Raw genomic sequence first — 24,135 nt, forward strand, 5'->3', positions numbered from 1 at the left:
AAAAAAACTTTTGCCTTTGGCGAACTGTTCGGCTAGATTAGCGCGCCTCGACAGACAGCGATGTCCGGCGAGATCCGGTGAAGTGTCCGAGTGGTTGAAGGAGCACGCCTGGAAAGTGTGTATACGGGAAACCGTATCAAGGGTTCGAATCCCTTCTTCACCGCCAGATAGATACAGCTAAAGCCCTGAGAGCTAGCAAGTTCTCGGGGCTTTTCGCTTTCTGAGGGCTGGGGCGACTGCTCAGCCCCTCAGCCCCTCAGCCCCTCAGCCCATAAGCCATCATGCTCAGGCTGATCACCAAGCTGACCCCGGCCAGGGCGAGTTCGACGTAGCGGCTGCCTGGCTTGCTACCTGTGATCAGGGTGGCCTCGGCAGGAGCTGCCGGGTCGTAGTGCACGGCAACTTTCTGGCCTGGGGCAAAGCGCTGGGCGAGCTTCTCTGCGTCCTCCTGTTGAAGGATTGGGTAGAGCGTCGCTCGGTTACCCTGGTAGCGCACTCCGCTTACCTGGTACTCATAGTGCAGTAGGAAGTCATGGCGGTCGGCGTCGGCGCTGTGGGCAACGATTTCGGAGCTGAGAACGCGACCGGGCACTGCCGGCCAGCGCTTGCTCGCCTCATGGCGAAGGAATGACTTCAGTGCGTGCCACAGCAGGTAGGTGGATAGCACAAGGAGAAAGGTGCCTCCCCAAAAGGCTGAATTCATGACTACTCCTGGGGTTGAGGGGTTAGCATCTGCCTGGGTTTGACGAAGGGCAGTAGAGTGGCTGCTGCGGTGCGGGATGGAAATAGGATTGGCGCGGAGGGAGCGGAATTCTACCGCCAGGTCCCACGCCTTGGTCAACGGCGGATGGCTGTTGCCTCCGTTCTCTCAGTCTCTCGGTCTTGCTTCGTCAGTTCAGTCGGCAAGCGTGAATGTCTTCGTTCTGTATCGGCATCATTCGTCCGGGGCTTATCAGCCAGCAATGGGTTTAACTCTGTGAGTCCGTCACGCAGCCGGCTGCCGCTCATTCAGGCCAAGGCATCAGGCTGGTTGGCCGTACTCTGGGAAAGCAAACGTGAAGTGGGACATTTTCTGCAGGGTCGTCGATAACTACGGCGATATTGGGGTGACCTGGCGCCTGGCCAGGCAGCTGGTTGCCGAGCATGGACTGGGGGTACGCCTGTGGGTGGATGACATGGATGCGTTCGCGCGCATCTGCCCCGGCGCAGATGCCAGCGCCAAGCGCCAGGTGCGGCAGGGCGTGGAGCTGTGCCTTTGGGCGGGGGACTGGCAGTCAAGGGCGCCGGCGGATGTGGTCATCGAGGCGTTCGCCTGCGAGCTGCCGGCGGCCTATGTGGCGGCCATGGCGGCGCGACCGGCGAAGGTGCTGTGGCTCAACCTCGAATACCTGAGTGCCGAGGACTGGGTCGACGGCTGTCACGGCCTGCCGTCCCTGCAGTCAAGTGGGCTGCAGAAGTTCTTCTTTTTCCCGGGATTTACCGTAGGTAGCGGCGGTCTGCTGCGCGAGCGCGATCTGATGAATGAACGCCAGGCGTTTCAGGCCGATGCCGGCGCGCGGGCGGCTTTTCTTGCCGGGCTCGGTGTAACGCATTCGCCCGGTGCGCGCCTGATCTCGCTTTTCGCCTACGAGAACCCCGGATTGGCCGGTTGGTTGGATGCCTTGGCAGCGGACAGCCGTCCCAGCCAGCTGCTGGTGCCGGAAGGGCGCATTCTCGACGACCTGCAGGCGTGGATCGGCGCGCAGCGCTTGGCGGCCGGCGATATCCGCCAGCGCGGGCAGTTGCAGGTTCAGGTGCTGCCATTTATCGAGCAGGCGCAGTATGACCGGCTGCTCTGGTGCTGTGACTTCAACGCGGTGCGTGGCGAGGATTCCTTCCTGCGGGCGCAGTGGGCCGGGCGGCCGCTGCTCTGGCATATCTATCAGCAGGCGGAGGGGGCGCACTGGGACAAGCTCGAGGCATTCCTGGCGCTCTACACACAAGGCCTGCCGCCCGAAGCGGCAGGGGCGCTGGCGCGGCTATGGCGCAGTTGGAACGCCGGGGAGGGGATGGGCGAAAGCTGGCAGGCCTTGCACCCGCACTGGCCGGTGCTGGTCGCGCATGCGCAGCGCTGGAGCCTGGAGCAGGGCGCGCGGACCGATCTTGCCGCGGCGCTGGTACAGTTTTACCGAAATTGGCTATCATACGCGGCCTAGAAATTTGTATCCCCATCCAAACCGGATATTCGTATGAAAACCGCACAAGAAATGAAGCCCAACAGCGTGGCCCTGATCGACGGCCAGCCGTGGCTGGTCCAGAAGGCCGAGTTCACCAAGTCCGGCCGCAACAGCGCCATCGTCAAGATGAAGCTGAAGAACCTGCTGAACGGCTCCAAGACCGAGACCGTTTACAAGGCCGACGACAAGATGGAGCCGGTGATCCTGGAGCGTAAGGAAGTGAACCTTTCTTACATCAGCGGTGACGACTACGTGTTCATGGACCCGGAATACAACTCCTACGAGCTGCGTGCCGAAGACTTGGAAAGCGTCCTGCCGTTCATCGAAGAAGGCATGACCGACGTCTGTGAAGCCGTGTTCTTCGAAGGCAAGGTGATCTCCGTCGACCTGCCGACCACCATCGTGCGCCAGGTGGTCTACACCGAGAACGCCGCTCGTGGCGACACCTCCGGCAAGGTGATGAAGCCTGCCAAGCTGCGCAACGGCACCGAGATCAAGGTCGCCGAGTTCGTCGAAATCGACGACTGGATCGAGATCGATACCCGTGACGGCACCTACAAGGGCCGCACCCAGGCGCCGCAGGCCTGAGTCCAGGTCTGATGCGTTGAAAAAACCCGACCCTGGCGTCGGGTTTTTTTATGCCTGGGTTTTTCGACTTCAGGGTTTACGACAGGTAGGCCTGTGGCTTCGTGCGCGGGCGTTCGGGCTTAGAGTCTGAAGCCCTCGACGATGTGCTCGGCCAGGGTTTCGGTTACCGGCGACTGGGTGTGGGGGCTGCGCAGCAGGACGATGCTAGCCGACGGCATGGCTGGCAGTCCTTCGGCTTCGCCGATGATGCGTTGGTCCGGGGTGATCAGGCTCTGCAATTGCGCGGTGACGGCGAGCCCGGCGCTGACCACGGCCATGATCGCCGACAGGCTCGGGCTGGTGTAGGCGATGCGGTACTCGCGCTCTATCGCGTCCAGCGCGTTGCAGGCCCAGGAGCGGCAGAAACACTGGGAGTTGAACATAGCGAGCGGCAGCGGCTCCTGTTCATGGGGGCTGAAACCCTGCGCCTCGGCCCAGACGATGCGCTCCTGGCGCAGCAGTTGGCCGATCTCGTTACCCGGTTCGCGGGTGACGATGGTCAGGTCGAGGTCCTGACGCTGCAGAAGGCCGGATGAGGGTTCGCAGTGCAGCTCCACCTGCACCAGGGGGTAGGCCTGGGCGAAGCGCGAGAGAATCCCCGGCATGAAGCGCATCAGGTAGTCATCCGGCGTGCCAATGCGCACCGCGCCGACCATATGCGGCTCGCGCAGGGTGGTCATCACCTCGCCGTGCAGCTTGAGAATGCGCCGTGCATAGCCCAGCAGCACCTGGCCCTCGGCGGTCAAGCTGACCTGGCGGCCATCGCGCTGGAACAGCGGGCGCTGCAGTACGTCTTCCTCGAGGCGCTTCATCTGCATGCTCACCGCCGACTGGGTGCGATTGACCATCTCGGCGGCGCGGGTGAAGCCCCCGTGGTCGGCAATCGCGACGAAGGTTCGCAGCAGTTCGCTGTCGATGCTCGGGTAGTTGGCCATTCATCAATCTCCAAGATGCATGACATAAGAAACATTCGTTGGATTGATCATAAGCCGGGCGCGAGACTGTCGCCAACCCCACAGGAGGGCGACGAGATGAAAGGTCAGAAAGGTTATGCAATTGCTCATGGCTTGTCTTATCCCGGCGTGAGTCCGAGCGCTCTTGTCAGGGCGCTCTGGCTGCAACTCAAGCGCTGGCGGCAACTGGCGGAGCAGCGGCGGCGATTGGCCAGCCTGAGCGACGAGACGCTCAGCGACCTCGGCCTGAGTCGCGCCGATGTGCTGCTCGAAAGCGAACGGCCATTCTGGGACGATCCCCTGGCGAGATCTGCCGGTCACCACGAGCGGAGTCGTCGATAGGCTGAAGTCGATGCCGGCCAGGGTGCTGTCTAGCGGCATCGGCATCCTGGCCAGCGCCTGCTGGGAGAGGTGTCGGCCGCTCTGATAGGGCGGCCGGATCGGTGGGGCGGCAAGCGTCCCTGGCTTCCGTTACAATGCGCGCCGATTTCCCCAGCCAGAGAGCCCGCCCATGTCCGCTTGCCAGACTCCGATCATCGTTGCCCTGGATTTTCCGACCCGCGATGCCGCACTCGCGCTGGCCGATCGGCTCGATCCCCGGCAGTGTCGCGTCAAGGTCGGCAAGGAACTGTTCACCCGCTGCGGGCCGGAAATTGTCGGCGCCCTGGGCGACAAGGGTTTCGAGGTGTTTCTCGACCTGAAATTCCACGACATCCCCAACACCACGGCGATGGCGGTCAAGGCCGCTGCCGAGCTGGGCGTGTGGATGGTCAACGTGCACTGCTCGGGCGGTCTGCGCATGATGGCGGCCTGTCGCGAGACCCTCGACAAGCTGGGTGGCCAGGCGCCGCTGCTGATCGGCGTCACCGTGCTGACCAGCATGGAGCGCGAGGACCTGGCCGGCATCGGCCTGGATGTCGAGCCGCAGGAGCAGGTGTTGCGCCTGGCCGGGCTGGCGCAGCAGGCCGGCCTGGACGGCCTGGTCTGCTCGGCCCAGGAGGCCGGTGCGCTGAAGGCCGCCCATCCGTCGCTGCAACTGGTTACCCCGGGGATTCGTCCTGCCGGCAGCACCCAGGACGACCAGCGGCGCATCCTGACCCCGCGCCAGGCCCTGGATGCCGGCTCCGACTATCTGGTGATCGGCCGGCCGATCAGCCAGGCGGCCGATCCGGCCCAGGCGCTGGCGGCGTTGGTGGCGGAGCTGGCCTGAATCCCCGGGGCGCTGGGCGGGAGCTAAAGAGGCAGCCGTCCGGCGCTGAATTCATCGGGGTTGTTGTATACAATCGCCCCATCACGCTTACTCAGGTTTCTGCCATGCATCCCGCCGCCGAAGATTCGCCTCTGGGCAAATCCAGCGAATACATCGCCACCTATACGCCGTCGTTGCTGTTTTCCATCCCGCGCGCGCCGAAATGGGCCGAGCTGGGCCTGACGGCGGCGACCTTGCCTTATCAGGGGGTGGACCTCTGGAACTGCTTCGAATTGTCCTGGCTGCTGCCCTCGGGCAAGCCGGTGGTGGCGATCGGTGAGTTCGCCATTCCGGCGGACTCACCCAATATCATCGAGTCGAAGTCGTTCAAGCTGTACCTCAATTCGCTCAACCAGACGGTATTCGCCGATACTTCCGAGCTGTGCGCCGTGTTGCAGAAGGACCTGTCGGCCGCCGCCGGCAAGGCGGTCGGCGTGCGGGTACGCAGTCTGGGTGAGGTGGCCGCCGAGGGTGTCGCGAGTTTGCCGGGCCGCTGCATCGACGAGCTGGACGTGCCCATCAGCAACTATGCCCAGCCACAGGCGCAGCTGTTGCGCTGCGAGCCCGGGCGCATAGTCGAGGAAAGCCTGCACAGCCACCTGCTGAAATCCAACTGCCCGGTCACCGGTCAGCCGGATTGGGGCAGCGTGGTGGTGCAATACCGGGGCCCGGCGCTGGATCCTGCCAGCCTGCTGGCCTACCTGGTGAGCTTTCGCCAGCATGCCGACTTTCATGAGCAGTGCGTCGAGCGCATTTACCTCGACCTGTTGCAGTTGCTCAAGCCGCAGCAGCTGACGGTGTATGCGCGCTATGTGCGCCGCGGCGGTCTGGATATCAATCCGTATCGCAGCAGCGAGGCGATCGAGCCGGACAATCGCCGCCTGGTCCGCCAGTAACGAGAAACCCCAGCCGCAGCTGGGGTTTTCTGTTCGCCGGCTGGAGCTTCAGATCCCCATGTTGGCCAGGCTCTGCAGGATATTGCGCAGGGTGCCCGCCAGGGTCGGATGGCTGGCCTCGAAGCGCTCCACCGCCAGGTTGACCCCGTCGATCAGCGTCGCATCGGGCGCGGCAGCGGCTTGGCGGGCCAGCTGCAACTCGATCTCCTGAGTCAGCACGTACAGCGAGGCGCGCTCCTCTTCACTCAGCGGGGGATCCTGTGCCAATTGATTGCGCAGGTCTTCCAGTTGCTGCTGCAGACGGTTTGCAGGCATAGGGTTCTCCCTTTTCGAATAGGCAAAAGCATTGACCCTGCGCACCCGCGAAAGGTCCCTGCCTGCCTTCAGGGTAATCCAAGCGCGGCGGCTTTGCCTGCCCTGACTCACGCTTGCGCGCCGGCCCTCGAGATGCGGCGGCGCAGTTGCCCAGCCTCAGGGTTTCTCGCCCTTGTGTCGCCGAGCGCTCAGGTCGTCCAGACAGGCGGGCAGATCGGTCAGATGGTCGATCACCGAGTGCACGCCGAGACGGTACAGGCTGAGGGTCGCCTGGCTGCGCAGGCGGTCACGCTCGTCGCCGTTCAGTGCGCGCCAGTCGGCGGGTGCCAGGCCGCAGAGCGGCCCGCAGGCAGCCAGGCCGACGGTCCAGAGGCCGGCGTTGAGCCCGGCCTGGAGCAGGCGCGGCTCGCCGCTGATCAGCACGCAGCCCGCCAGTTGCTCCACCTGCAGCTCGACCAGCAGCTGCCAGCAGGCGTCAGGGGCCGGCCAGGGGCGATTGCTTGCGTTTGGGGCAGCGCCGTGCAGCCAGTCTGGCAGGTGCTTCGCCAGGCCGGCGCTGGCGTCGCGCGGCAGCTCGTCAAGCCAGGCGCAGGGGATGTCCTGCTGGTGCAGCTGTACGAGCAGCTCCTTTGCCCCGGGCGTGTACTCGGCATGTTCACTGGCCGCCTCGCCAAGGGCTCGATGGTAGGCGAGTAGCTCGTCGCCCTGCGGCGAGCGGCCGAGCAGTTGTTGCAGGTTGTTCGGCACGTCAACGCGCGCTGGGCACAGGCGCTGCAGGGCAACCGGGATGGTGCGGGCGCCAAAGTCGACCAGGCAGCCTGACAGCCCGAACAACAGGGCGGAGAAGGGGGCGGGGCGGGCAAGCGGCGGCATGGCGGTCGACTTCGATAAGGGGCTGCGCCAGGCTAACGAGTGGAGATGACGAGGCGATGACTGGCTCGTGACAGGCGCCGCCTTATTGCCGATAGCGGCGGCGTTTGGTGGCAGGCGGCAGGGCTTGGGGCTTAGCGGAGAGTCACTCCGCTATGCTGCCTATATCCGGTTGCAGGCTTTATACTGCGCGGCTGCTACCAGGGCCGCCTGCTGACCGGCCTCCGTTTTTTCTCAAGGAGCGATTGCAATGTATGTATTCGGAACGAACTGGATTGAGCGCCTGGGCCGATTGCTGGTCTGCGTCGGCTTGGGGATGCTTCCGCTCGTCACGCAGGCGGCCGAAGAGGATCCTTGGGAAGGCGTCAATCGGGTGATCTTCCGCTTCAACGACACCGTCGATACATACGCGCTCAAGCCGCTGGCCCAGGGCTACCAGGCGGTTACCCCCGAGTTTCTCGAGGACGGCGTGCACAATGTCTTCGGCAACCTCGGCGATATCGGCAACCTGGCCAACGATCTGTTGCAAGGCAAATTTCATGATGCCGGCGTAGACACGGGGCGGGTGATCTTCAACACCACGTTCGGCGTGCTCGGTTTCTTCGACGTGGCCACCCGCATGGGCCTGCAGCGCAATGATGAGGACTTCGGCCAGACCCTGGGCGCCTGGGGCCTGGGGAGTGGGCCCTATATCGTGCTGCCGCTCCTGGGGCCCAGCACCATTCGTGACGCAGCCGGCAAGGTTCCGGACGCCTTCCTCGAACCCTATCCCCATATGAGCCATGTGCCCACGCGCAACCTGACCCGTGGCGTCGATGTCATCGATACCCGCGCCAGCCTGCTGTCGGCGGAGAAGCTGATCAGTGGCGACAAGTACCTGTTCATCCGTAATGCCTACCTGCAGAATCGCGAGTTCAGGGTGCAGGACGGACAGGTCGAGGACGACTTCTAGCGTCCACCTTGGCGCGGCGTTGAAAACAAGAAAGGCGGCCCGTGGCCGCCTTTCTTGTTCGGGCGCAAGCGCGCGAGGTTTCAGTTCATTGAGATGATCGCCAGGCCCAGCGCCTGGCGGCCGTCCTCCAGTTGACTGACTCGCACGACTTCGGCGTGGGCATCCAGGCCCTTGAGTTCGTTGTGCTCCGAGGCGATATGCACCCGGACCTGGTCGCCCATGTCCAGCGTCGATCTAGCTTCCAGCTGCATGCCGGTGCTCGACAGGTCGAGGCACAGCGCGGGAATTTCCTGGCCGGCATGGTGCAGTGTGACCGGCGCTTCCAGTCGCATGCGGATGTAGTCGCGTTTTTCACTGTAGGCACGATCACTCTGGCTCATGGGGCTATCCTCTTATTATGCCGCTCTCCTGCCGCCCTTATAACCTTGGCCGATTTGGGGTGTAAAGTCGCGATGCGATGATCGGCGTGCGCTTGAATCGGGCAAAGGATGGGAGTACCGTCTGCGCCTTAACGCAAACCGAGTATGCGCGGGCAGGCTGCGGCCTGACGTCTACGTCCACTCATCCCCGGCGCAGTTTGCCTGGATATCCCATGCACAGAACCAGTGCCACGCTGCTGATCATCGACGACGACGAAGTAGTGCGAGCGAGCCTCGCGGCCTACCTCGAAGACAGCGGCTTCCACGTCCTGCAAGCGGCCAACGGTCTGCAGGGGCTCGAGGTGTTTCAGCGCGAGCAGCCCGACCTGGTGGTCTGCGATCTACGCATGCCGCAAGTCGATGGGCTGGAGCTGATCCGCCGGATCAACGCGCTGGAAGTGGAAACCCCGGTCATCGTGGTGTCCGGCGCAGGGGTGATGACCGATGCGGTCGAGGCTCTGCGTCTTGGTGCCGCCGACTACCTGATCAAGCCCCTGGAAGATCTCGCGGTGCTCGAGCACTCCGTGCGCCGCGCCCTGGATCGTGCTCACCTGCGCCAGGAGAACCGCCGCTACCGCGAGAAGCTCGAGGCGGCCAACCGCGAGCTGCAGGCCAGTCTGCACCTGTTGCAGGAAGACCAGAATGCCGGGCGCCAGGTGCAGATGAACATGCTGCCGGAGACGCCCTGGAAGGTCGATGGTTTGCAGTTCGCCCATCAGATCATCCCGTCGCTCTATCTGTCCGGCGACTTCGTCGACTATTTCCGGGTCGACGAACGGCGTGTGGCCTTCTACCTGGCCGACGTCTCCGGTCACGGCGCGTCCTCTGCCTTCGTCACCGTGCTGCTCAAGTTCATGACCACGCGACTCTTGTACGAGTCGCGCCGCGGCGGCCGCCTGCGCGAATTCAAGCCCTCGGAAGTACTCACGCATATCAACCGCGGCCTGATCAACTGCAAGCTCGGCAAGCATGTGACCATGCTCGGCGGGGTGATCGATGAGCAGAGCGGCGAACTGAACTACAGCATCGGCGGCCATTTGCCGTTGCCGGTGCTGTTCAGTGAGGGCCAGGCCCAGTACCTGAGCGGTCGTGGTTTGCCGGTCGGACTGTTCGAGGAGGCCGACTACGCCGATCACAAGCTCAAGCTGCCGGAGTCCTTCAGCCTGACGCTGCTGTCCGACGGGATTCTCGATCTGCTGCCTGGCGAGACGCTGCAGGAGAAGGAAACCGCGCTGCCCGAACTGGTGGCCTCGGCAGGCGGCACCCTGGAGGGGTTGCGTCAGGTGCTCGGGCTGGCCAATCTGGCGGATATGCCGGATGATATTGCCTTGCTGGTGTTAAGCAGGAACCTTGCATGAATCCTGGGATGAACCCCGGTAGAATCCAGTTCGCCGAACAAGACGGTACCTTTGTCCTGAAGTTCGTCGGCGAAGTGCGCCTGACCCTCTGTTCGGCGCTGGATGCCACCATCGAAAAGATCTTCACTGCCCTGAATTTCTCGGCCATCGTCATCGACCTGACCGAGACGCGCAGCATCGACAGCACCACCCTGGGATTGTTGGCGAAGCTGTCGATACTCTCGCGGCAGAAGATCGGCCTGTTGCCCACCGTGGTGACCACCCATGCGGACATCACCCGTCTGCTGCAGTCGATGGGGTTCGATCAGGTGTTCAATATCGTCAACAAGCCAATTCCCTGCCCGGAATGCCTGGCCGACCTGCCATCACAGGATCAGTCTGAAGAGGTGGTCCGGGCCAAGGTCCTGGAGGCGCACCGCATCCTCATGGGCCTGAACGAATCCAACCGCGAAGCCTTCCACGATCTGGTCAGTGCGCTAGAGCACCACTGAGTGTTCATCGCCTGAGTTCGCTGCGGGGCGCCTGATGCAAGTCGGCGCCCCGCAGTGCATTCAGGCGAGGTTGGCGAGCAATGCTTCCAGCTTTTCCTGGTCGCGGGCGAACAGGCGAATGCCCTCGGCGAGCTTCTCCGTGGCCATGGCGTCCTCGTTGAGTGCCCAGCGGAACTGGCTTTCGTCGAGGGACTGGCGGGCCTCGGCCGGTTTGCCGCCGCTCAGCTTGCGCTCGAGAGGGCTCTGCTCGTCGGCCAGTTGCTGCAGCAGATCGGGGCTGATGGTCAGTCGATCGCAGCCGGCCAGCTGCTCGATCTGGCCGAGGTTGCGGAAACTGGCACCCATCACCACGGTCGAGTAGCCGTTGGCCTTGTAGTAGTCGTAGATGCGCGTGACCGACTGTACGCCGGGGTCTTCCGCGCCGACGAAGTCGCGGCCCTCGGTTTTCTTGTACCAGTCGTAGATGCGCCCTACGAATGGCGAGATCAGGAACACGCCGGCTTCGGCGCAGGCCTGGGCCTGGGCGAAGGCGAACAGCAGGGTCAGGTTGCACTGGATGCCGGCCTTCTCCAGTTGCTCGGCCGCGCGGATACCCTCCCAGGTCGCGGCGATCTTGATCAGTACCCGCTCGCGGCCGATGCCAGCCTGTTCATAGAGCTCGATCAGGCGCTCGGCGCGACGCAGGGTGGCCTGGGTGTCGAACGACAGGCGGGCGTCCACCTCGGTGGAGATGCGCCCTGGAATCACCTTGAGGATCTCCTGGCCGACCGCCACGGCGAAGCGGTCGCAGGCCAGCCCCAGGTCGCCATTGCTGGCGGCGACAGCGCCACGCAGCAGTTCGGCGTAGCGCGGCATGGCCGCGGCCTTGAGCAGCAGGGAAGGGTTGGTGGTGGCGTCGACCGGCTTCAGCCGGGCAATGGCGTCGAGGTCACCGGTATCGGCGACCACGGTGGTGAACTGCTTGAGTTGATCCAGCTTGGAGGTCATGACACAGCCTTGTCGTTGCAGATGTCACGACCTTACCCGAGCCGCCGGGGCGGCTCAACGGCGACTAGTGACCTTGCAGCAATTGCGCGGCCTGGTCGAACAGCGCCAGCGGTTCGGCGGTCTTGTGGATGTCCACCGAAAGCAGCTGACGGAAGCGCCGCGCGCCCTTGAATCCCTGGGCCAGACCGAGCATGTGGCGGGTGATGTGGTGCATGCTGCCGCCTTCGGCCAGATGCGCGGCGATATAACCGCGCATCGACTGCATGGCCTCGAAACGGCTCAGCGACGGCGCCTCGGCGCCGAACAGCTGCTGGTCCACCTGGGCCAGCAGGTAGGGATTGTGGTAAGCCTCGCGGCCGAGCATCACGCCGTCGAAGGTCTGCAGGTGGTTGCGGCACTCATCAAGGGTCTTGATGCCGCCGTTGAGGATTATCTCCAGGTCCGGGAAGTCGCGCTTGATCTGCGCCGCCACGTCATAGCGAAGCGGCGGTATTTCGCGGTTCTCCTTGGGCGACAGGCCGGAGAGGATGGCAATGCGTGCATGCACGGTGAAGCTCTCGCAGCCGGCTTCGCATACCTGGCCGACGAAGTCGCACAGCTCGGCGTAACTGTCGCGACCGTCGATGCCGATGCGGTGCTTGACCGTCACCGGAATGCTCACCGCATCGCGCATCGCCCTGACGCACTCGGCGACTAGCGCCGGATGGGCCATTAGGCAGGCGCCGATCATGTTGTTCTGTACCCGGTCGCTGGGGCAACCGACGTTCAGGTTGACCTCGTCGTAACCGGCATCCTCGGCCAGCTTGGCGCAGGCGGCCAGATCCGCCGGCACGCTGCCGCCCAGCTGCAAGGCCAGTGGGTATTCCGCTGCGCTGTGGCGCAGGAAGCGCGCGCTGTCACCATGCAGCAGGGCGCCGGTGGTCACCATCTCGGTGTAGAGCAGGGTGTGCCTGGACAGCTGGCGCAGGAAGAACCTGCAGTGCCGGTCAGTCCAATCCATCATCGGCGCCACGGAAAAGCGGCGGGACAGCGCAGGGCGCGTGGTTTCTGGTGTTGAGGCTGATTCTAGAGGCATTGGTTCAGGTCAATTGAAGGCCGAAAAGGCTTGTTTTTGCCCATTTTTGCGCATGTGGTGCTAAAATTTAGCACTGGTAAATGCATTTTTAGCACTGGTGATGAGCGATATGGGAACGATCACTCGGCGCGTGAACAAAAGCGGGCAGACCAAGTACACGGTTCAGATTCGGCTGCGCCGCAAGGGAGTCATAGTCTACCAAGAAAGCCAGTCCTTCGACCGTAAGCCGGTTGCCCGCGCCTGGATGATGAGGAGGGAGGCCGAGCTTGCGTTGCCCGGTGCTCTCGAAAAGGCTTCGCGGGAAGATGTGCCGCTCAAGAAAATCATTGAGCGCTATCTGGAGGAGTACGAGCTGATCCGCCCGCTCGGAACGACGAAGCGAGCCACCTTGAAGGCGATCAGTGGAACCTGGCTAGGCCAGGTCGCTGATGTCGATTTGACAAGTCAGAAGCTGGTTGAGTACGCGCAATGGCGAATGGGCAAGGAGGGCGGCGGCGTTCAGGCCCAGACCGTTGGGAACGATCTCGCACACCTTGGCGCGGTCCTGTCTGTCGCTAAGCCTGCCTGGGGGTATGAGATCGACGCGAGCGCTATGACTGATGCGCGCAAGGTGCTACGTAAGCTGGGTATGGTGACTCGGAGTCGAGAGCGTGATCGGAGGCCGAGCGGGGATGAGTTGGACAGATTGCTTGCCTACTTTTTCGATCTCCAGGCACGCAGGCCTAGCGCGATACATATGCCCAAGGTCATAGCTTTTGCGATCTTCTCGACGCGTAGGCAGGAGGAAATCACGCGGATTCGCTGGGAGGATCTGGATGAGCGGCGGCGGGCGGTGCTTGTTCGGGATATGAAAAATCCTGGGCAGAAGATTGGTAATGATGTCTGGTGTCATCTGCCGGAGGAGGCTTGGCAGATTATTCAGAGCATGCCTAAGTCTTGCCGAGAGATATTCCCGTACTGCTCGGACTCAATTTCTGCGGCCTTCACTCGCGCCTGCAAGTTTCTGACTATCAAGGATCTGCACTTCCATGATCTGCGCCATGATGGCGTGAGCCGGTTCTTCGAGATGGATTGGGATATACCGAGGGTCGCGAGCGTATCAGGGCATCGCGACTGGAACTCCATGCGTCGTTATACGCATTTGAATGGGCGAGGAGATCCCTACAAGAATTGGCCCTGGTTGGAGAAGATCATCGGAGCCCCTGTAGTACTGGGTGCGCGGGTGGCGCCTGACGCTCCTGAAGACCGAGGGGGTGCGCTTCAGGCGAGGCGCCGTCGATCCATCAACTGATCCTGCTCTCTGATTGCAGCCTCTCGCTGTCTATCGATGTAGGCAGCGAGATCCTCCAGGTGCACGCCAAGGTTGGCCTTCTGCGAATTTGCGCCCAGTCGCATCACTGGAAGGTCTATTTCTCCCATCAGGCGCTTGCGTTTGAACTTGTCTACCGAAAGGCCAAGGAAATCTCGGCATACCCATTCGATAGGAATTACGGCCTGTCCGTCGTACTGAGCCATCAGCAAAAACAGTGTCTTCATTGCCCCATGCCATAGCGCCATTCCAATGGATTCAGCGTATTGGCGCTAGGTCTGATGGCAAACAAGCTACTTCGTAGTTGGGCGCGGGGGAGCGAGTGACGCCTTGGGCGGCGTCGGCGCCGTTGGTGAAACGAGGCGCCAACGGCTCGGTAAATCGTTATTGCAACCAGCTTTCGACGACGTCGGCGCCGAATTCTTCTTTCCAAGCTTTCAAAACTTTGTGGTTGCCGCCTTTGGTTTCAACAACCTCGCCGGTCTTAGGATGCTTGTAGCGTTTAACTTGGCGAGGACGGCGTACGCCGGAGTCCTGTTTGCTGAGCTTGCCGATTTTGGTTTGCGGATCGAGGATAGCAATGATGTCGCGCAGGCCTTTGTCGTACTTCGACATCAGGGTGCGGAGTTTTTCCTCGAATTCCATTTCCTTCTTCAGGCCACCGTCTTTCTTGAGAGCGTCAAGCTCTGCCAGTTGAGCGGCCAGTTGCTGTTCAAGGGCGCGAAATTCGGCAAGCTTCGACATTTTATGTGCTTCCTTTTATATGGCTGATTTGAGTATCAACTATAACTCGATTCCACGACTGTTGCAGACGATGGAGGTGAGGGTTGCCGCCAGTTTTCAAGATCGTAGCGGTGGGCAGAAATATCACCCTTGAGGAGGGGCAGGCTGCCTCTATTGCGCTCGTGTCTTCGGCACAATGCCAACTTGCATCCCAAATGGATTGAACACGCTATTCAGGGTCTGCACGGTTGGATTTGACTCGTCATGCTCCAGCTGACGAAGGGCACGCAGGGAAAGTTTGCACATCTGCGCGAAACGGGCCTGCTGCAATCCGGTGATTTCCTTCCGCAACTTGCGCACAGCCTGGCCGATGCTCAACTCGCCCGACGCCAGTTGGGTCTGTATTTCGCTCAGAATACGGTTGCGCTCGATGATGTCCATTCAGACAAGTCCCCACCGGCTGAGTCGTTGCTGGAGGTTTCGCAGCGCAATACGTGGATGATTCATGGTGGAGTTTGGCAGCCCCTGATCGTTCAGTAGGTCGGGAAGGGCGAGGAGGTTGTGCGCTGCGCCTCTGAGCCTTTCATATAGAACATCTGCGTCGGTCCATTGCGCCAGTGCGGCACAGGCTTGGCGCCAGTTAACCTCGCCGGCAATCTCTATAGGTTGAGGCCATTTTGTAGTGCGAGTGATGCCTTCATCATCCATCACCATGGGGGCAAGGTCGTAGATGGGGGCGAGTTTCAGGCCAGTGCTGTTTCGCAATATTGAAGTATTGCGGCCATGGTTGTCCGAATTGCCAAGAATCTGGTTGAGTAAGTCGCGCTGCAGATACTCAAAGATCATGTCACCAACTTGCGCGCCTTGCCCCGTCTGCTGCCACAGCCTGACCAGGTGCTTCAGGGCGTCGGTATGCAGTAGGTAACTGCCCGGCACGGTTACTCCTGCCAGTGAGTACAGGGACTCCATGGCGCTGCGCTCTACACCAGCGGCACTAAGACGACGGTCAAAACGACGCATCCACAGGCTAGGCTTGCGGCCTTCCTCTAGAGCCAGACCTTCGGCGGGTACGGTATCCAGGCCAAGCCGCTGGACGGCCCTGTAGAAGCAGAACTCGCTACGCAGTATGTCTTGGTCGGTCTGTCTAGCCTGGTTACGCGCGAACTTCACGAACCAGTGACAGGTCGCATAGGCATCCGGCAGAGCCGCATCCGGATGCAGGGCACCTTCTCTGTCTTCAGTCAGTAACAGTTTGGGCGCTTCGCCACCCGCGCCTGTGGCGCCACCGATAGCCGCACCCTGCTCGTAGGCGTATTCCAGAAAGCGCGAATCGCGGTTGATTACATCTTCGCGAGAGAAACCCAGCAGCGGATTTCCTTGAAGTGCTAATGCCGCCTCCTTGATGCGCAGGTTGCCCACCGGCGCCGGAGCGCACCGACTCAGCAGGAATAGATCCAGTTCCAGATTCTCGGGTTTCTGTTTGCCCAGACGCTGGAGTAGGAAGCGGCGTGCCGCCCCTGCGGGCAATATGTCGTGAAGGAATGCGGGAGCCGGGGTGCCCCGATAGGAGTCCCAGCCCAATGGCACTGTGGCGCTAACTGCATGCTCAAGGCGGCTGCCCATGTGCTCCAGCGTGTCAAGCAGATATGTCTGCTCATAGCCAAAAGAACACGCACCTGCCAGACCCACCTCGGGCTGCTCGAAGTTGAGGTGCATGGCGTCGTACCAGGCATGACCACTGTACAGTTGCAGGGTGAGAGAGTGCATATGGACTCCGGCACTTTAATGCCGTTAAGGCTACTGGTTGTCGCGAATAAAGGCAATAAAATGCCTTAAATCACTCCATTACCAGGTCTTAAGAGCACTTTAGTGCCGATTCATTTGGGGCTGATCAAGTAGCGATTTCCATGTTTGATCGCAATGGCTGGCTTGCGACAAAGCGCTCAACTTCAAGAAGTGGACTCCGTGTTGGCTCTCCTGAACACCCGATCCCTCGCCATAAACGCCTCCAGCATGTGCGGAATGAGCGTCAGGGCATCGACCTCTTCGCCATACGCTTGCGAGTGCAGCGAGGCGTAACGCTCGAGGTCAGCCTTCAGGCTGGCGGGGCACGTAATGGTCAGCTTCAGGTTCTCGGTTTTTGGCAGTGGGCCGAGACGCAGTTTGGTTGTGCTCATTGCGGATTCCTCTGGTGAGGGGAGAAAGGCTGATAGGGGCGCAGCACCAGGTCTCGGTTGACGATCACCCGCAAGGGCAGCCCCGGGCGCTGGGTCAGCGTGGGTTGGATATCGAGGTTGCGGCGGGTGACCTCCTGGCCGACCTGGTTCACCGTGCCCTGCAGGCTGTCGCGCCCGGCGATGATGATGCGGTCGCCGTCGGTGCGACTTTCAGGCGCCGCTAACTCTGCACCGATGCCCAGCAGGCTGGTCATGGCCGCGCCGGCGACGAGTCGATCCCAGTGCCAGTCGACGCCATCCTCCAGGCCGGCATAGCCGGCGGTATCGCTGCCGACCAGGTTGTCGAGCTGGAAAGACGAGGTATCTGGCAGGATCACCCGCTGCCACACCACCTGCACGCGACTCTGCCCGTAGCTCACCTGGCTGTTGTAGCGGCCGAGCAGGCGTGCGCCCTGGGGGATCAGTACATGCTGGCCGGTGGCGCTGTCGTAGACCGGTTCGGTCACCGTGGCGATGACATCGCCGGGCAGGTCCGACTTGATCCCGGTGACCAGGGCCGCAGCAATGACGGTGCCGGCCATCACCTGGTAGGGCGACTCGGGCATTTGCAGAGATCCTGAAATACGGATTTGTGCATTCACGGATTTACTGAGAAACGCCTCGTTCTGCTCCTGCCGGTTATGTGTTCCAGATACTCCGTCTACCGCGGCTGCCGCGGCTGCCGCGGCTGACGACGTGGCGCCCAGGATCTCCGGCTCGAGTGGGGTGAACCCAGTGGATGCGACGTTCGACTTCCGTGCACTGCCGGTCTGGAAAAACACCGAAGACAACGCCGCCTCCTCGGTCTCCTTAAGCCGGGCAAGACGTTCGGCTTCCGCGGCATCCGGACCATGGCCATAACCCTGCGCCTGCTGCTCGGCCCTGAGGATCGGCACGCCCAGGTCGCCGGGCAGCGGTGGGCCCAGCTGCGGTATCTCGGGAGCAGGTGGCGGAAGCTGCGAGTAGTCTGCCGGCAACTGCTCCAGACCCTCGGAGCGTGTCACGCGGTCGACGTTGTACAGCTCCTGTGGCGCCGTTCCCTGGCGGCGCGGCTGCGGTTGCAGCGACCACAGCAGGGCGCCGAGCACCGCAGCGGCCAAGCCGCCGGCGAGCAGCGCCAGAATGCGCGGATTGAGACGAGTTACGGGGCGCGGTTGCGCACGCAGTTCCAGCGCCTCCGGTGCCTCCTTGGGCGGCACTGCAGGGGCCGCGCTGTGGATGTCGTCCTTGGCACTCATGCTCAGGGCCTCCGTGCCACGCCGTCGGTGCGCTCGATCCGCACCACATCGCCCTGGTCGGCGCCCAGGCGCAACTCGGCCGCACCGAACAGCCGGTCGACGATGTAGTAGGGCGAGCGGAAGCGGTAGTTGACCAGTTGTCCGTCGCCTTCAGGGCCGAGCACAAACAGCGGCGGCAGCTCACCCTGGGCGATGCCGACCGGGAACTGGATGTACACCTTCCTGCCATCATCGAAGGCGCGCAGCGGTTTCCACGGCGGGTTACTGCCACTGATCCCATAGCGAAAGCGCAGCTGTTCCAGGGCCAGGCCGGAGTCCACCGGCGCCGCGGCCTGGGCGGCACTGGCGCGGCGTTGCAGGGCGATCATGCGGTCCTTGGGGTAGTCCCAGGACACCGAGGCCATCCAGGCCCGCTCGGTGGAGGTCAGCTCGAGCAGGTAGGTACGGCGCGTGGTGGTGATCACCAGGTTGGTCTTGAGGTCGACCCGGGTCGGCTTGACCAGCACGCTGGTGCGTAACGCCTCGCCGCTGCCGCTGGTGGTGTCGCCCACAATCCAGCGCACCGTGTCGCCGGCGGCCACGGTGCCCAGCTCCTCGCCGGCCTGCAGGTTGATCGCGGTGACCCGGCCGGGGCTGGTGTACAGCTGATAGAGTGCCCCCTCCGAGTAGGGCCAGACCTGGATGGCGTTGATATAGCCCTCCCGGCTCGGCGCGACCCGCGCGTCGTGGTTGGCTCGGGAGACGCGCAAGCGCTCATCGGCCGGCTCCTGGGCCGGCTTGCGGTCTTGATCCGGCAGCGGTTTGAGCTGCGCCGGCAAGGCCAGGGGCTTGGGCACTGCCACCACCTCGATGGGCGTGGGCGGCTCCGGCAGGTGCTGCGCCTCGACCGGTTCGTCCAGGGCGATCACCGGCGGCTCGTGGCTGGCGCAGCCGGCCAGCAGGGCCAATAGAAGAGGGCTGGCGTAGCGGTAGGCTGAGGTTTTCATGGTGTTTGCGCTCCTTGCGTAGTGTCCAGTTCGCGGCTCCAGGACAGGCCGTTGACGTAGATGCCCAGCGGGTTGCGGCGCAGCTTCTCCTCGGTGCGCGGTGGCTGCAGCACCAGAGCGATCACCGCCGTCCAGCGCTCCAGCCCCGCGGCCGCACCGTTGACGAAACGGCGCTCGATCCAGCGCAGCTGGAAGGAGCTGTCGCTGGCCCATACCACGCTGGTCACCTCCACCGTCACCGATTCCTTGCCGACCCGAGCGAAGGGATCGTGGGCGCGGGCATAGTCGTTGAGGGTGGCGGCGCCGCGGTCGGTGGTGAAGTGGTAGGCCTCCAGCCAGTTCTGCCGCACCACCACCGGGTCGATCGACAGGCCGCGCACCAACTCGATGAAGCGCGCCAGGTGGTGGGCGATCTGCGCGTCCTGGGGCTGGTAGGGGCTGGCCGCCTCGCCGACGGCGCGTACCTGACCGAGCTGGTCGACCTCCACCACATAGGGCGTGACCGTCGCCTGGGCCGCGCGCCAGAGCAGCCCGCCGGCCATCAGCAGGGCCAGGCCCAGGCAGCCGAAGGCCATCAGCCGCCAGTTGCGCGCCTGCGCCAGGCTGCTGCCCAGGCGCCGATCCCAGACCTGGGCCGCCGCCTGGTAGGGCGTGGTCGGTTGTGGGCTGTCGCCGTAGCGCACCCGTGGACGTCTGAATCTCATCCTCGTTCTCCTTTACGTGTTCGAGGGGTCGCGTACCTGCGGCCCGGGGGATGAACCACCGCCATCGCCACCGCGCAGGCTGTGGGCGACGGTGGTGGCGGCTTGGTTGAGCTGTTGCCTGCGCTGCAGGCGCTTGGCCCAGTCGGGCGGCTTGTTGGGAGCAGTCGATGGGCCGGCAGACGCCGCCACACTTCCGCCAGTTGCAGCAGGCGCTGCCGCATCTGGCGTCATACCCGCGGCCAGCGGCTTGGCTCCGCCCATGACCAGGCGCGCCGCAGCGGGGGCCATACGGGCGCCGGCCAGCACGGCGCCGCCGACGCCCGCCGCCACCGCGGTGGCGCCCGCGGCCATGCCGGTAGCCGCGAGGGCGGTACCGGCCGCGGCACCGGCTCCGAGTTGCGGGGCACCGGAGACCAGGCCGGTGGCGATGCCCGGGCCGAAGATGCCCAGGCCGAGCAGTGCCAGGGCGGCGAGCATGACCACCAGGGCATGGTCGATGGAGGGCTCGTCCGGCAGCGTCTGGAACTCGGCGAACAGCCCGCTGCCGATTCCGACGATCACCGCCAGGACCAACACCTTGATGCCGGAGGCCACCACGTTGCCCAGCACCTTCTCGGCGAGGAAGGCGGTCTTGTTCCACAGGGCGAAGGGCACCAGAACGAAGCCGGCCAGCGTGGTCAGCTTGAACTCGACCAGGGTGACGAACAGCTGAATGGCCAGGAAGAAGAAGCTGACGATCACCACCAGCCAGGCCAGGAACAGCACCAGGATGCTGTGCAAGTTTTCGAAGACTTCCGGAAATCCGCTGAGCATGCTGATCTGCTCGAGCAGCGGGGCTCCGGCATCGATACCGATAGCGGCCAGCCGTCCTGGTTTCAGGAATTCGGCGGGGCTTAGCGCGGATCCTGCCGCCAGTAACCCTAATCCGGCGAAGGAGTTGAAGATGATCTTCGCCAGTGCGTTGAAGTTGCCGATGATGAAGGCGAAGGCGCCGACGTAGAGGATCTTGCGGATCAGCTTGGCGCTGACGTCCTCGCCGCCCATGGCCCAGAACAGCCCTGCCAGGGTCATGTCGATGGCCACCAGGGTCAGGCTGAGAAAGGCCACCTCGCCGCCGAGCAGGCCGAAGCCCGAGTCGATGTACTGCCCGAACACCGCGAGGAAACGGTCGATCACGCTGACGTCGTTCATGGCACGGCCTCGTCGAAACTCGGCGGAATGGCCGGCAACTCCGCGGCGCGGCGAAACTCACCCGGTCGCGCGCAGCCGGAGTAGAAGCGCTCGCTCAACGATGTGGCCTGTTCGCCGGCGATCTCGACGTCCGGGTTGCAAGCTGCCAGCCCGAGAAGCACCGAACTCAGGATCAACACTCTCATCGTCCGCACTCCCTAGCGATAGAACTGCACGGGGTAGGGCGTATAGGGCGTGCCGCTGCCCATAAAGCGCCGGCGCAGCTCGCGCGCCTCCTCGGCGGCGGCGGCCTGGCGGGCCAGCTCCAGGGCGATCGCGCGGTTCTGGGTGATCTGCAGCTGCTGGGCCTGGATCGACTGCTTGGCCTGCAGGGCCAGCAGCTGGTTGGTGGCCTGGGTCGCCTGCAGGGCGCCGCCGGCGGCCTGGCTCTGGTTGACCAAGTCGGCCAGTACGCTCTCGTCCTGGGCCAGGTTCTGCGCGACCTGGGCCTGCACGCGCATGGCGGTGTGCAGGCCGTCGAGGCCCTGCCGCCAGCGTTCGCGTGCCTCCTGGGCCATGCGCTGGCCGCTGGTGTCGTGTGCATATTCGGCGGGATAGAGGCGGGCGAACTCCCGGTCCAGGCGCTGCACCTCGAAGGCCAGGCCCTGGGCCTCGGCCAGCAGCCGCTCGGTGCTGGCCAGGGTCACGCGCAGGCGGTTGACCACGTTGTAGTCCAGGCGCGCCAGGTGGCGGGCCTGGTTCAGCAGCATCTGGCTTTCGTTCTGCAGCTGGCTGACCTGGTTGTTGATCATCTCCATCGTGCGCACCGCGGTCAGGGTGTTCTGCACCAGGTTGGTCGGGTCGATCACGGTCACGGCGTTGGCCGGTTGCAACCCCAGCAGACCCAGGGCCAGCAACGTGACGACAGGAAATAGACGGGTAAGGGGCTTCATGGCAGGCACTCCTTGCGTGGTGGGATATGGGAAGCAAGCAGCTCAGCGGCCCAGTCCAGGCCGCGGTGACGCAGCCAGGCGGCGGCGAAACCAGCCGTACCGGACTCCTGCAGGATCCGGTCGATCTCGCGCTGCTCGGCCGGGCTGGCGGAGGCGGCGAAGGCCAGCGCCAGCGGACCCAGGTCGAGGTCGAACAGGCGGTTGCCCAGGCGCGACTGGTAGTAGTAATCGCGCTTGGGCGTGGCCTGGGCGATGATCTCCAGCTGCCGGTCATTGAGGCCGAAGCCCTGGTAGATGCCGCGGATCTGCGGCTCGCCGGCCTGGGGGTTGGGCAGGAAGAGGCGGCTGGCGCAGCTCTCGATGATCGCCGCGGCGATGCTCGAGTCCTGGATGTCGGCCAGGGACTGGGTGGCAAAGATCACGCTGACGTTCTTCTTTCGCAGGGTCTTGAGCCACTGGCGGATGCGCGCGGCGAACAGCGGGTCGTCGAGGAACAGCCAGGCCTCGTCGAGGATCAGTAGGGTCGGCGCGCCGTCGAAGCGCTCCTCGAAACGGGCGAACAGGTAGCTCAGCACGGCGGCCACCGCCGCCTTGCTGTGCATCAGCTCCTCCATCTCGAAGCACTGCACGTCGGCCATGCCCAGGCGGTCCGCATCGGCGTCCAGCAAGCGGCCGTGGGCACCGCCCAGCACATAGGGCTGCAGCGCCTGGCGCAGGGCGTTGTCCTGCAGCAGCACCGACAGGCCGGTCAAGGTGCGCTGCGCCACGGGGGCCCCGGCTAGGCTATCGAGGGCGGTCCACAGTGCGGCTTTTTGCTCCGGGCTGACGGACACACCTTCCTGCAACAAGCGCGCCTCCAGCCACTCGGCGGCCCAGGCGCGGTAGCTGTCCTGGTCGATGCGTGCCAGGGGCTGGAAGGCCAACTCGCCATCGCCGCCGAGGTCGTAGTGCTCACCGCCCAGGCCCAGCACCGTTGCGCGCAGGGAGCGGCCCATGTCGAAGAGAAACAGGCGCGCGCCCGGGTAGCGACGAAACTGCAGGGCCAGGGTCGCCAGCAACACCGACTTGCCCATGCCCGTAGGACCGGCCACCAGGGTGTGGCCGACATCGCCGACGTGGGTGACCAGGCGAAACGGCGTTGCGCCATCGGTGCGGGTGATCACCAATGGCGGGCCATCCAGATGGTCGTTGCGCGCCGGGCCGGCCCAGACTGCCGAGACCGGCATCAGGTGCGCCAGGTTGAGCGTGGAGATCAGCGGCTGGCGGACATTGGCGTAGACGTTGCCGGGGATCGACGACAGCCAGGCCTCCACCGCGTTGAGGCCCTCGGCAATGGTGACGAAGCCGCGGCCCTGGATCACCCGCTCGACCCGGCGCAGCTTCTCCTCGGCGACCTGGGCCTCGGCGTCGCTTACCGTCACCGTGGCCGTCACATAGCCGAAGGCCACTTGGTCGGCGCCCAGCTCCTGCAGCGCCGCGTCGGCGTCGCCGGCCTTGTTCGCCGCGTCGCTGTCGAGCAGCGGGCTTTCCTGCTGGAAGATCGCCTCGCGCAGCAGTGCCAGCACGCCCTTGCGCTTGGCGAACCATTGGCGGCGCAGGCGCAGCAGTTCCTTCTCCGCCTCGTCCTTGTCCAGGCAAATGAAACGGGTCGACCAGCGATAGGCGAAGCCCAGGCGGTTGAGGTCATCCAGCAGCCCCGGCCAGGTCGAGGTGGGAAAGCCGCGTACCGTCAGCAAGCGCAGGTGCTGCTCGCCCAGGCGCGGCGCCAGGCCGGTGGTCAGCGGGCAGTCGGCGAGCAGGGCATCGAGGTGGAAGGGCACCTCGGGCACGGCCAGCCGCTGGCGGTGGGTCGAGACCGTGGCGTGCAGGTAGCTCAGCGTCTGGCTGTCGTCGAGCCAGGCGAGCTCCGGCATCACCCCGTCGAGCAGGTCGAAGAAGCGCTCGCTCTCGGCGATGAAGGCTGCCAGCCGCGAGCGCCAGTCGACGCCGCGCCGGGGTCGGTGCTCATAGAGCAGCCCGGCGGCGCGGGCGCGCGATTCTTCCGGCGGCAGGTAGAGTAGCGTCAGGTGATAGCGGCTTTCGAAGTGGCTGCCCTGGGCTGCGAAGGTCGCACGACGTTCCTCGTCCACGAGCCAGGACAGCGGCTCGGGAAAGTGGCTGTCCGGGTAGTCGGCGGCGGCCAAGCGTTCGGCTTCGATAAACAGCGCCCAGCCGGAACCGAGGCGGCGCAGGGCGTTGTTCAGACGCGCAGTGGTGGCCAGCAGTTCGCCCTGGGTGGCGCTGTCCAGGTCCGGCCCGCGAAAGCGCAGGGTGCGCTGGAAGGCGCCGTCCTTGTTCAGCACCACGCCCGGGGCAATCAGGCCGGCCCAGGGCAGCCAGTCGGCGAGTTGGGCGGGACGCCGTTGGTATTCGTTGAGGTTGAGCATGG

28 protein-coding genes and 1 tRNA gene are annotated in these 24,135 nt (G+C 63.9%); 10 read left to right on the forward strand and 19 right to left on the reverse strand.

Features of this window, described 5'->3' with window-relative positions; all coding sequences use genetic code 11:
* Positions 1-76: 76 nt before the first annotated feature.
* A tRNA-Ser gene (locus ACSX1D_RS08165) sits at positions 77-166 on the forward strand.
* Between the two features lie 90 nt (positions 167-256).
* On the opposite strand, the gene ACSX1D_RS08170 is transcribed toward ACSX1D_RS08165, so the two are convergent.
* Positions 257-703 (reverse strand): DUF3592 domain-containing protein, encoded by a 447-nt coding sequence (locus ACSX1D_RS08170; protein ID WP_439861762.1) that lies wholly within the window; start codon positions 701-703, stop codon positions 257-259.
* 352 nt (positions 704-1,055) lie between these two features.
* On the opposite strand from ACSX1D_RS08170, the gene earP reads away from it, so the two are divergent.
* Positions 1,056-2,195: an elongation factor P maturation arginine rhamnosyltransferase EarP gene (gene earP, locus ACSX1D_RS08175; protein ID WP_439861763.1), complete on the forward strand. Its 1,140-nt coding sequence runs from the start codon at positions 1,056-1,058 to the stop codon at positions 2,193-2,195.
* Between the two features lie 33 nt (positions 2,196-2,228).
* On the forward strand, positions 2,229-2,804 hold the full coding sequence (gene efp, locus ACSX1D_RS08180; RefSeq protein ID WP_208709529.1) for an elongation factor P: 576 nt from the start codon (positions 2,229-2,231) through the stop codon (positions 2,802-2,804).
* Between the two features lie 119 nt (positions 2,805-2,923).
* Here efp and ACSX1D_RS08185 read toward each other — a convergent pair whose 3' ends face one another.
* On the reverse strand, positions 2,924-3,778 hold the full coding sequence (locus tag ACSX1D_RS08185) for a LysR family transcriptional regulator (RefSeq protein ID WP_439861764.1): 855 nt from the start codon (positions 3,776-3,778) through the stop codon (positions 2,924-2,926).
* A gap of 96 nt (positions 3,779-3,874) precedes the next feature.
* Here ACSX1D_RS08185 and ACSX1D_RS08190 point away from each other — a divergent pair, with 96 nt between their 5' ends.
* The 3 genes from ACSX1D_RS08190 to queF all read left to right on the forward strand — a co-directional run bounded on the left by ACSX1D_RS08190 (position 3,875) and on the right by queF (position 5,941).
* Positions 3,875-4,138 carry a DUF1127 domain-containing protein gene (locus ACSX1D_RS08190; protein ID WP_439861765.1) on the forward strand — a complete coding sequence of 88 codons (264 nt, stop codon included), beginning with the start codon at positions 3,875-3,877 and terminating at the stop codon, positions 4,136-4,138.
* A gap of 169 nt (positions 4,139-4,307) precedes the next feature.
* Positions 4,308-5,006 (forward strand): orotidine-5'-phosphate decarboxylase, encoded by a 699-nt coding sequence (gene pyrF, locus ACSX1D_RS08195; RefSeq protein WP_439861766.1) that lies wholly within the window; start codon positions 4,308-4,310, stop codon positions 5,004-5,006.
* A gap of 104 nt (positions 5,007-5,110) precedes the next feature.
* Positions 5,111-5,941 (forward strand): NADPH-dependent 7-cyano-7-deazaguanine reductase QueF, encoded by an 831-nt coding sequence (gene queF, locus ACSX1D_RS08200; RefSeq protein WP_439861767.1) that lies wholly within the window; start codon positions 5,111-5,113, stop codon positions 5,939-5,941.
* A gap of 48 nt (positions 5,942-5,989) precedes the next feature.
* On the opposite strand, the gene ACSX1D_RS08205 is transcribed toward queF, so the two are convergent.
* Both ACSX1D_RS08205 and ACSX1D_RS08210 read right to left on the reverse strand, forming a co-directional pair.
* Positions 5,990-6,256: a DUF4404 family protein gene (locus ACSX1D_RS08205; protein ID WP_208709539.1), complete on the reverse strand. Its 267-nt coding sequence runs from the start codon at positions 6,254-6,256 to the stop codon at positions 5,990-5,992.
* A 156-nt stretch (positions 6,257-6,412) separates the two neighbouring features.
* Complete coding sequence (locus tag ACSX1D_RS08210; RefSeq protein WP_439861768.1) at positions 6,413-7,129, reverse strand: HAD family phosphatase; 717 nt, start codon at positions 7,127-7,129, stop codon at positions 6,413-6,415.
* Between the two features lie 247 nt (positions 7,130-7,376).
* On the opposite strand from ACSX1D_RS08210, the gene ACSX1D_RS08215 reads away from it, so the two are divergent.
* The gene (locus tag ACSX1D_RS08215; protein WP_439861769.1) at positions 7,377-8,078 is read left to right on the forward strand and encodes an MlaA family lipoprotein; all 702 of its coding nucleotides are present in this window, start codon (positions 7,377-7,379) and stop codon (positions 8,076-8,078) included.
* Positions 8,079-8,158: 80 nt separating this feature from the next.
* On the opposite strand, the gene ACSX1D_RS08220 is transcribed toward ACSX1D_RS08215, so the two are convergent.
* Positions 8,159-8,458 carry a PilZ domain-containing protein gene (locus ACSX1D_RS08220; protein ID WP_439861770.1) on the reverse strand — a complete coding sequence of 100 codons (300 nt, stop codon included), beginning with the start codon at positions 8,456-8,458 and terminating at the stop codon, positions 8,159-8,161.
* A gap of 212 nt (positions 8,459-8,670) precedes the next feature.
* On the opposite strand from ACSX1D_RS08220, the gene rssB reads away from it, so the two are divergent.
* Both rssB and rssC read left to right on the forward strand, forming a co-directional pair.
* On the forward strand, positions 8,671-9,855 hold the full coding sequence (gene rssB, locus ACSX1D_RS08225; protein ID WP_208709547.1) for a two-component system response regulator RssB: 1,185 nt from the start codon (positions 8,671-8,673) through the stop codon (positions 9,853-9,855).
* Between the two features lie 8 nt (positions 9,856-9,863).
* Positions 9,864-10,346: an anti-sigma factor antagonist RssC gene (gene rssC, locus ACSX1D_RS08230; protein ID WP_208710219.1), complete on the forward strand. Its 483-nt coding sequence runs from the start codon at positions 9,864-9,866 to the stop codon at positions 10,344-10,346.
* A gap of 60 nt (positions 10,347-10,406) precedes the next feature.
* Here rssC and tal read toward each other — a convergent pair whose 3' ends face one another.
* Positions 10,407-11,333: a transaldolase gene (gene tal / locus ACSX1D_RS08235; protein WP_439861771.1), complete on the reverse strand. Its 927-nt coding sequence runs from the start codon at positions 11,331-11,333 to the stop codon at positions 10,407-10,409.
* A 64-nt stretch (positions 11,334-11,397) separates the two neighbouring features.
* Positions 11,398-12,408, reverse strand: coding sequence for a tRNA dihydrouridine(20/20a) synthase DusA (gene dusA / locus ACSX1D_RS08240; protein WP_439861772.1), 1,011 nt, complete (start codon positions 12,406-12,408; stop codon positions 11,398-11,400).
* Positions 12,409-12,517: 109 nt separating this feature from the next.
* Between dusA and ACSX1D_RS08245 the strand changes: the two genes are divergently transcribed.
* Positions 12,518-13,699: a tyrosine-type recombinase/integrase gene (locus tag ACSX1D_RS08245; RefSeq protein ID WP_439861773.1), complete on the forward strand. Its 1,182-nt coding sequence runs from the start codon at positions 12,518-12,520 to the stop codon at positions 13,697-13,699.
* On the opposite strand, the gene ACSX1D_RS08250 is transcribed toward ACSX1D_RS08245, so the two are convergent.
* From ACSX1D_RS08250 to trbE, 12 genes are all read right to left on the reverse strand, one after another.
* Positions 13,669-13,944: a pyocin activator PrtN family protein gene (locus tag ACSX1D_RS08250; RefSeq protein ID WP_074915953.1), complete on the reverse strand. Its 276-nt coding sequence runs from the start codon at positions 13,942-13,944 to the stop codon at positions 13,669-13,671. The two genes, ACSX1D_RS08245 and ACSX1D_RS08250, sit on opposite strands and share 31 nt — an antisense overlap.
* 157 nt (positions 13,945-14,101) lie before the next feature.
* Positions 14,102-14,461 (reverse strand): histone-like nucleoid-structuring protein, MvaT/MvaU family, encoded by a 360-nt coding sequence (locus tag ACSX1D_RS08255; RefSeq protein WP_208709555.1) that lies wholly within the window; start codon positions 14,459-14,461, stop codon positions 14,102-14,104.
* 150 nt (positions 14,462-14,611) lie between these two features.
* Positions 14,612-14,881 carry a helix-turn-helix domain-containing protein gene (locus ACSX1D_RS08260; RefSeq protein WP_208709557.1) on the reverse strand — a complete coding sequence of 90 codons (270 nt, stop codon included), beginning with the start codon at positions 14,879-14,881 and terminating at the stop codon, positions 14,612-14,614.
* Positions 14,882-16,207 carry a type II toxin-antitoxin system HipA family toxin gene (locus tag ACSX1D_RS08265; protein WP_439861774.1) on the reverse strand — a complete coding sequence of 442 codons (1,326 nt, stop codon included), beginning with the start codon at positions 16,205-16,207 and terminating at the stop codon, positions 14,882-14,884. It lies immediately after the preceding gene.
* 182 nt (positions 16,208-16,389) lie between these two features.
* Positions 16,390-16,617, reverse strand: a complete 228-nt coding sequence (locus tag ACSX1D_RS08270; RefSeq protein ID WP_439861775.1) for a DUF2274 domain-containing protein — start codon at positions 16,615-16,617, stop codon at positions 16,390-16,392.
* Positions 16,614-17,894, reverse strand: coding sequence for a TrbI/VirB10 family protein (locus tag ACSX1D_RS08275; protein ID WP_439861776.1), 1,281 nt, complete (start codon positions 17,892-17,894; stop codon positions 16,614-16,616). The genes ACSX1D_RS08270 and ACSX1D_RS08275 overlap by 4 nt, the downstream gene beginning before the upstream one ends.
* Before the next feature lie 2 nt (positions 17,895-17,896).
* Entirely contained in the window at positions 17,897-18,880 is a 984-nt protein-coding gene (gene trbG / locus ACSX1D_RS08280) for a P-type conjugative transfer protein TrbG (protein ID WP_439861777.1), read from the reverse strand.
* Complete coding sequence (trbF, locus tag ACSX1D_RS08285) at positions 18,877-19,584, reverse strand: conjugal transfer protein TrbF (RefSeq protein ID WP_439861778.1); 708 nt, start codon at positions 19,582-19,584, stop codon at positions 18,877-18,879. The genes trbG and trbF overlap by 4 nt, the downstream gene beginning before the upstream one ends.
* 12 nt (positions 19,585-19,596) lie before the next feature.
* Positions 19,597-20,775: a P-type conjugative transfer protein TrbL gene (trbL, locus tag ACSX1D_RS08290; RefSeq protein WP_439861779.1), complete on the reverse strand. Its 1,179-nt coding sequence runs from the start codon at positions 20,773-20,775 to the stop codon at positions 19,597-19,599.
* On the reverse strand, positions 20,772-20,960 hold the full coding sequence (locus tag ACSX1D_RS08295; protein ID WP_439861780.1) for a hypothetical protein: 189 nt from the start codon (positions 20,958-20,960) through the stop codon (positions 20,772-20,774). The genes trbL and ACSX1D_RS08295 overlap by 4 nt, the downstream gene beginning before the upstream one ends.
* A gap of 12 nt (positions 20,961-20,972) precedes the next feature.
* Positions 20,973-21,707 (reverse strand): P-type conjugative transfer protein TrbJ, encoded by a 735-nt coding sequence (gene trbJ / locus ACSX1D_RS08300; protein WP_439861781.1) that lies wholly within the window; start codon positions 21,705-21,707, stop codon positions 20,973-20,975.
* The gene (trbE, locus tag ACSX1D_RS08305; RefSeq protein ID WP_439861782.1) at positions 21,704-24,133 is read right to left on the reverse strand and encodes a conjugal transfer protein TrbE; all 2,430 of its coding nucleotides are present in this window, start codon (positions 24,131-24,133) and stop codon (positions 21,704-21,706) included. The genes trbJ and trbE overlap by 4 nt, the downstream gene beginning before the upstream one ends.
* Between the last annotated feature and the right edge of the window lie 2 nt (positions 24,134-24,135).

Source organism: Pseudomonas sp. MBLB4136 (genome assembly GCF_051904765.1).
GTDB lineage: Bacteria > Pseudomonadota > Gammaproteobacteria > Pseudomonadales > Pseudomonadaceae > Aquipseudomonas.

Bases quoted from the DNA above. Each gene is read 5' to 3' on its own strand.
- trbJ (WP_439861781.1), bottom strand. From the start codon at position 21,707: ATGAAGCCCCTTACCCGTCTATTTCCTGTCGTCACGTTGCTGGCCCTG.
- ACSX1D_RS08245 (WP_439861773.1), top strand. From the start codon at position 12,518: ATGGGAACGATCACTCGGCGCGTGAACAAAAGCGGGCAGACCAAGTAC.
- ACSX1D_RS08170 (WP_439861762.1), bottom strand. From the start codon at position 703: ATGAATTCAGCCTTTTGGGGAGGCACCTTTCTCCTTGTGCTATCCACC.
- trbE (WP_439861782.1), bottom strand. From the start codon at position 24,133: ATGCTCAACCTCAACGAATACCAACGGCGTCCCGCCCAACTCGCCGAC.
- ACSX1D_RS08250 (WP_074915953.1), bottom strand. From the start codon at position 13,944: ATGAAGACACTGTTTTTGCTGATGGCTCAGTACGACGGACAGGCCGTA.
- ACSX1D_RS08215 (WP_439861769.1), top strand. From the start codon at position 7,377: ATGTATGTATTCGGAACGAACTGGATTGAGCGCCTGGGCCGATTGCTG.
- ACSX1D_RS08270 (WP_439861775.1), bottom strand. From the start codon at position 16,617: ATGAGCACAACCAAACTGCGTCTCGGCCCACTGCCAAAAACCGAGAAC.
- trbG (WP_439861777.1), bottom strand. From the start codon at position 18,880: ATGAAAACCTCAGCCTACCGCTACGCCAGCCCTCTTCTATTGGCCCTG.
- trbF (WP_439861778.1), bottom strand. From the start codon at position 19,584: ATGAGATTCAGACGTCCACGGGTGCGCTACGGCGACAGCCCACAACCG.
- ACSX1D_RS08255 (WP_208709555.1), bottom strand. From the start codon at position 14,461: ATGTCGAAGCTTGCCGAATTTCGCGCCCTTGAACAGCAACTGGCCGCT.
- tal (WP_439861771.1), bottom strand. From the start codon at position 11,333: ATGACCTCCAAGCTGGATCAACTCAAGCAGTTCACCACCGTGGTCGCC.
- ACSX1D_RS08220 (WP_439861770.1), bottom strand. From the start codon at position 8,458: ATGAGCCAGAGTGATCGTGCCTACAGTGAAAAACGCGACTACATCCGC.
- trbL (WP_439861779.1), bottom strand. From the start codon at position 20,775: ATGAACGACGTCAGCGTGATCGACCGTTTCCTCGCGGTGTTCGGGCAG.
- dusA (WP_439861772.1), bottom strand. From the start codon at position 12,408: ATGCCTCTAGAATCAGCCTCAACACCAGAAACCACGCGCCCTGCGCTG.
- ACSX1D_RS08275 (WP_439861776.1), bottom strand. From the start codon at position 17,894: ATGAGTGCCAAGGACGACATCCACAGCGCGGCCCCTGCAGTGCCGCCC.
- ACSX1D_RS08190 (WP_439861765.1), top strand. From the start codon at position 3,875: ATGAAAGGTCAGAAAGGTTATGCAATTGCTCATGGCTTGTCTTATCCC.
- ACSX1D_RS08205 (WP_208709539.1), bottom strand. From the start codon at position 6,256: ATGCCTGCAAACCGTCTGCAGCAGCAACTGGAAGACCTGCGCAATCAA.
- ACSX1D_RS08210 (WP_439861768.1), bottom strand. From the start codon at position 7,129: ATGCCGCCGCTTGCCCGCCCCGCCCCCTTCTCCGCCCTGTTGTTCGGG.
- queF (WP_439861767.1), top strand. From the start codon at position 5,111: ATGCATCCCGCCGCCGAAGATTCGCCTCTGGGCAAATCCAGCGAATAC.
- ACSX1D_RS08260 (WP_208709557.1), bottom strand. From the start codon at position 14,881: ATGGACATCATCGAGCGCAACCGTATTCTGAGCGAAATACAGACCCAA.
- ACSX1D_RS08295 (WP_439861780.1), bottom strand. From the start codon at position 20,960: ATGAGAGTGTTGATCCTGAGTTCGGTGCTTCTCGGGCTGGCAGCTTGC.
- pyrF (WP_439861766.1), top strand. From the start codon at position 4,308: ATGTCCGCTTGCCAGACTCCGATCATCGTTGCCCTGGATTTTCCGACC.
- ACSX1D_RS08185 (WP_439861764.1), bottom strand. From the start codon at position 3,778: ATGGCCAACTACCCGAGCATCGACAGCGAACTGCTGCGAACCTTCGTC.
- rssB (WP_208709547.1), top strand. From the start codon at position 8,671: ATGCACAGAACCAGTGCCACGCTGCTGATCATCGACGACGACGAAGTA.
- ACSX1D_RS08265 (WP_439861774.1), bottom strand. From the start codon at position 16,207: ATGCACTCTCTCACCCTGCAACTGTACAGTGGTCATGCCTGGTACGAC.
- rssC (WP_208710219.1), top strand. From the start codon at position 9,864: ATGAACCCCGGTAGAATCCAGTTCGCCGAACAAGACGGTACCTTTGTC.
- efp (WP_208709529.1), top strand. From the start codon at position 2,229: ATGAAAACCGCACAAGAAATGAAGCCCAACAGCGTGGCCCTGATCGAC.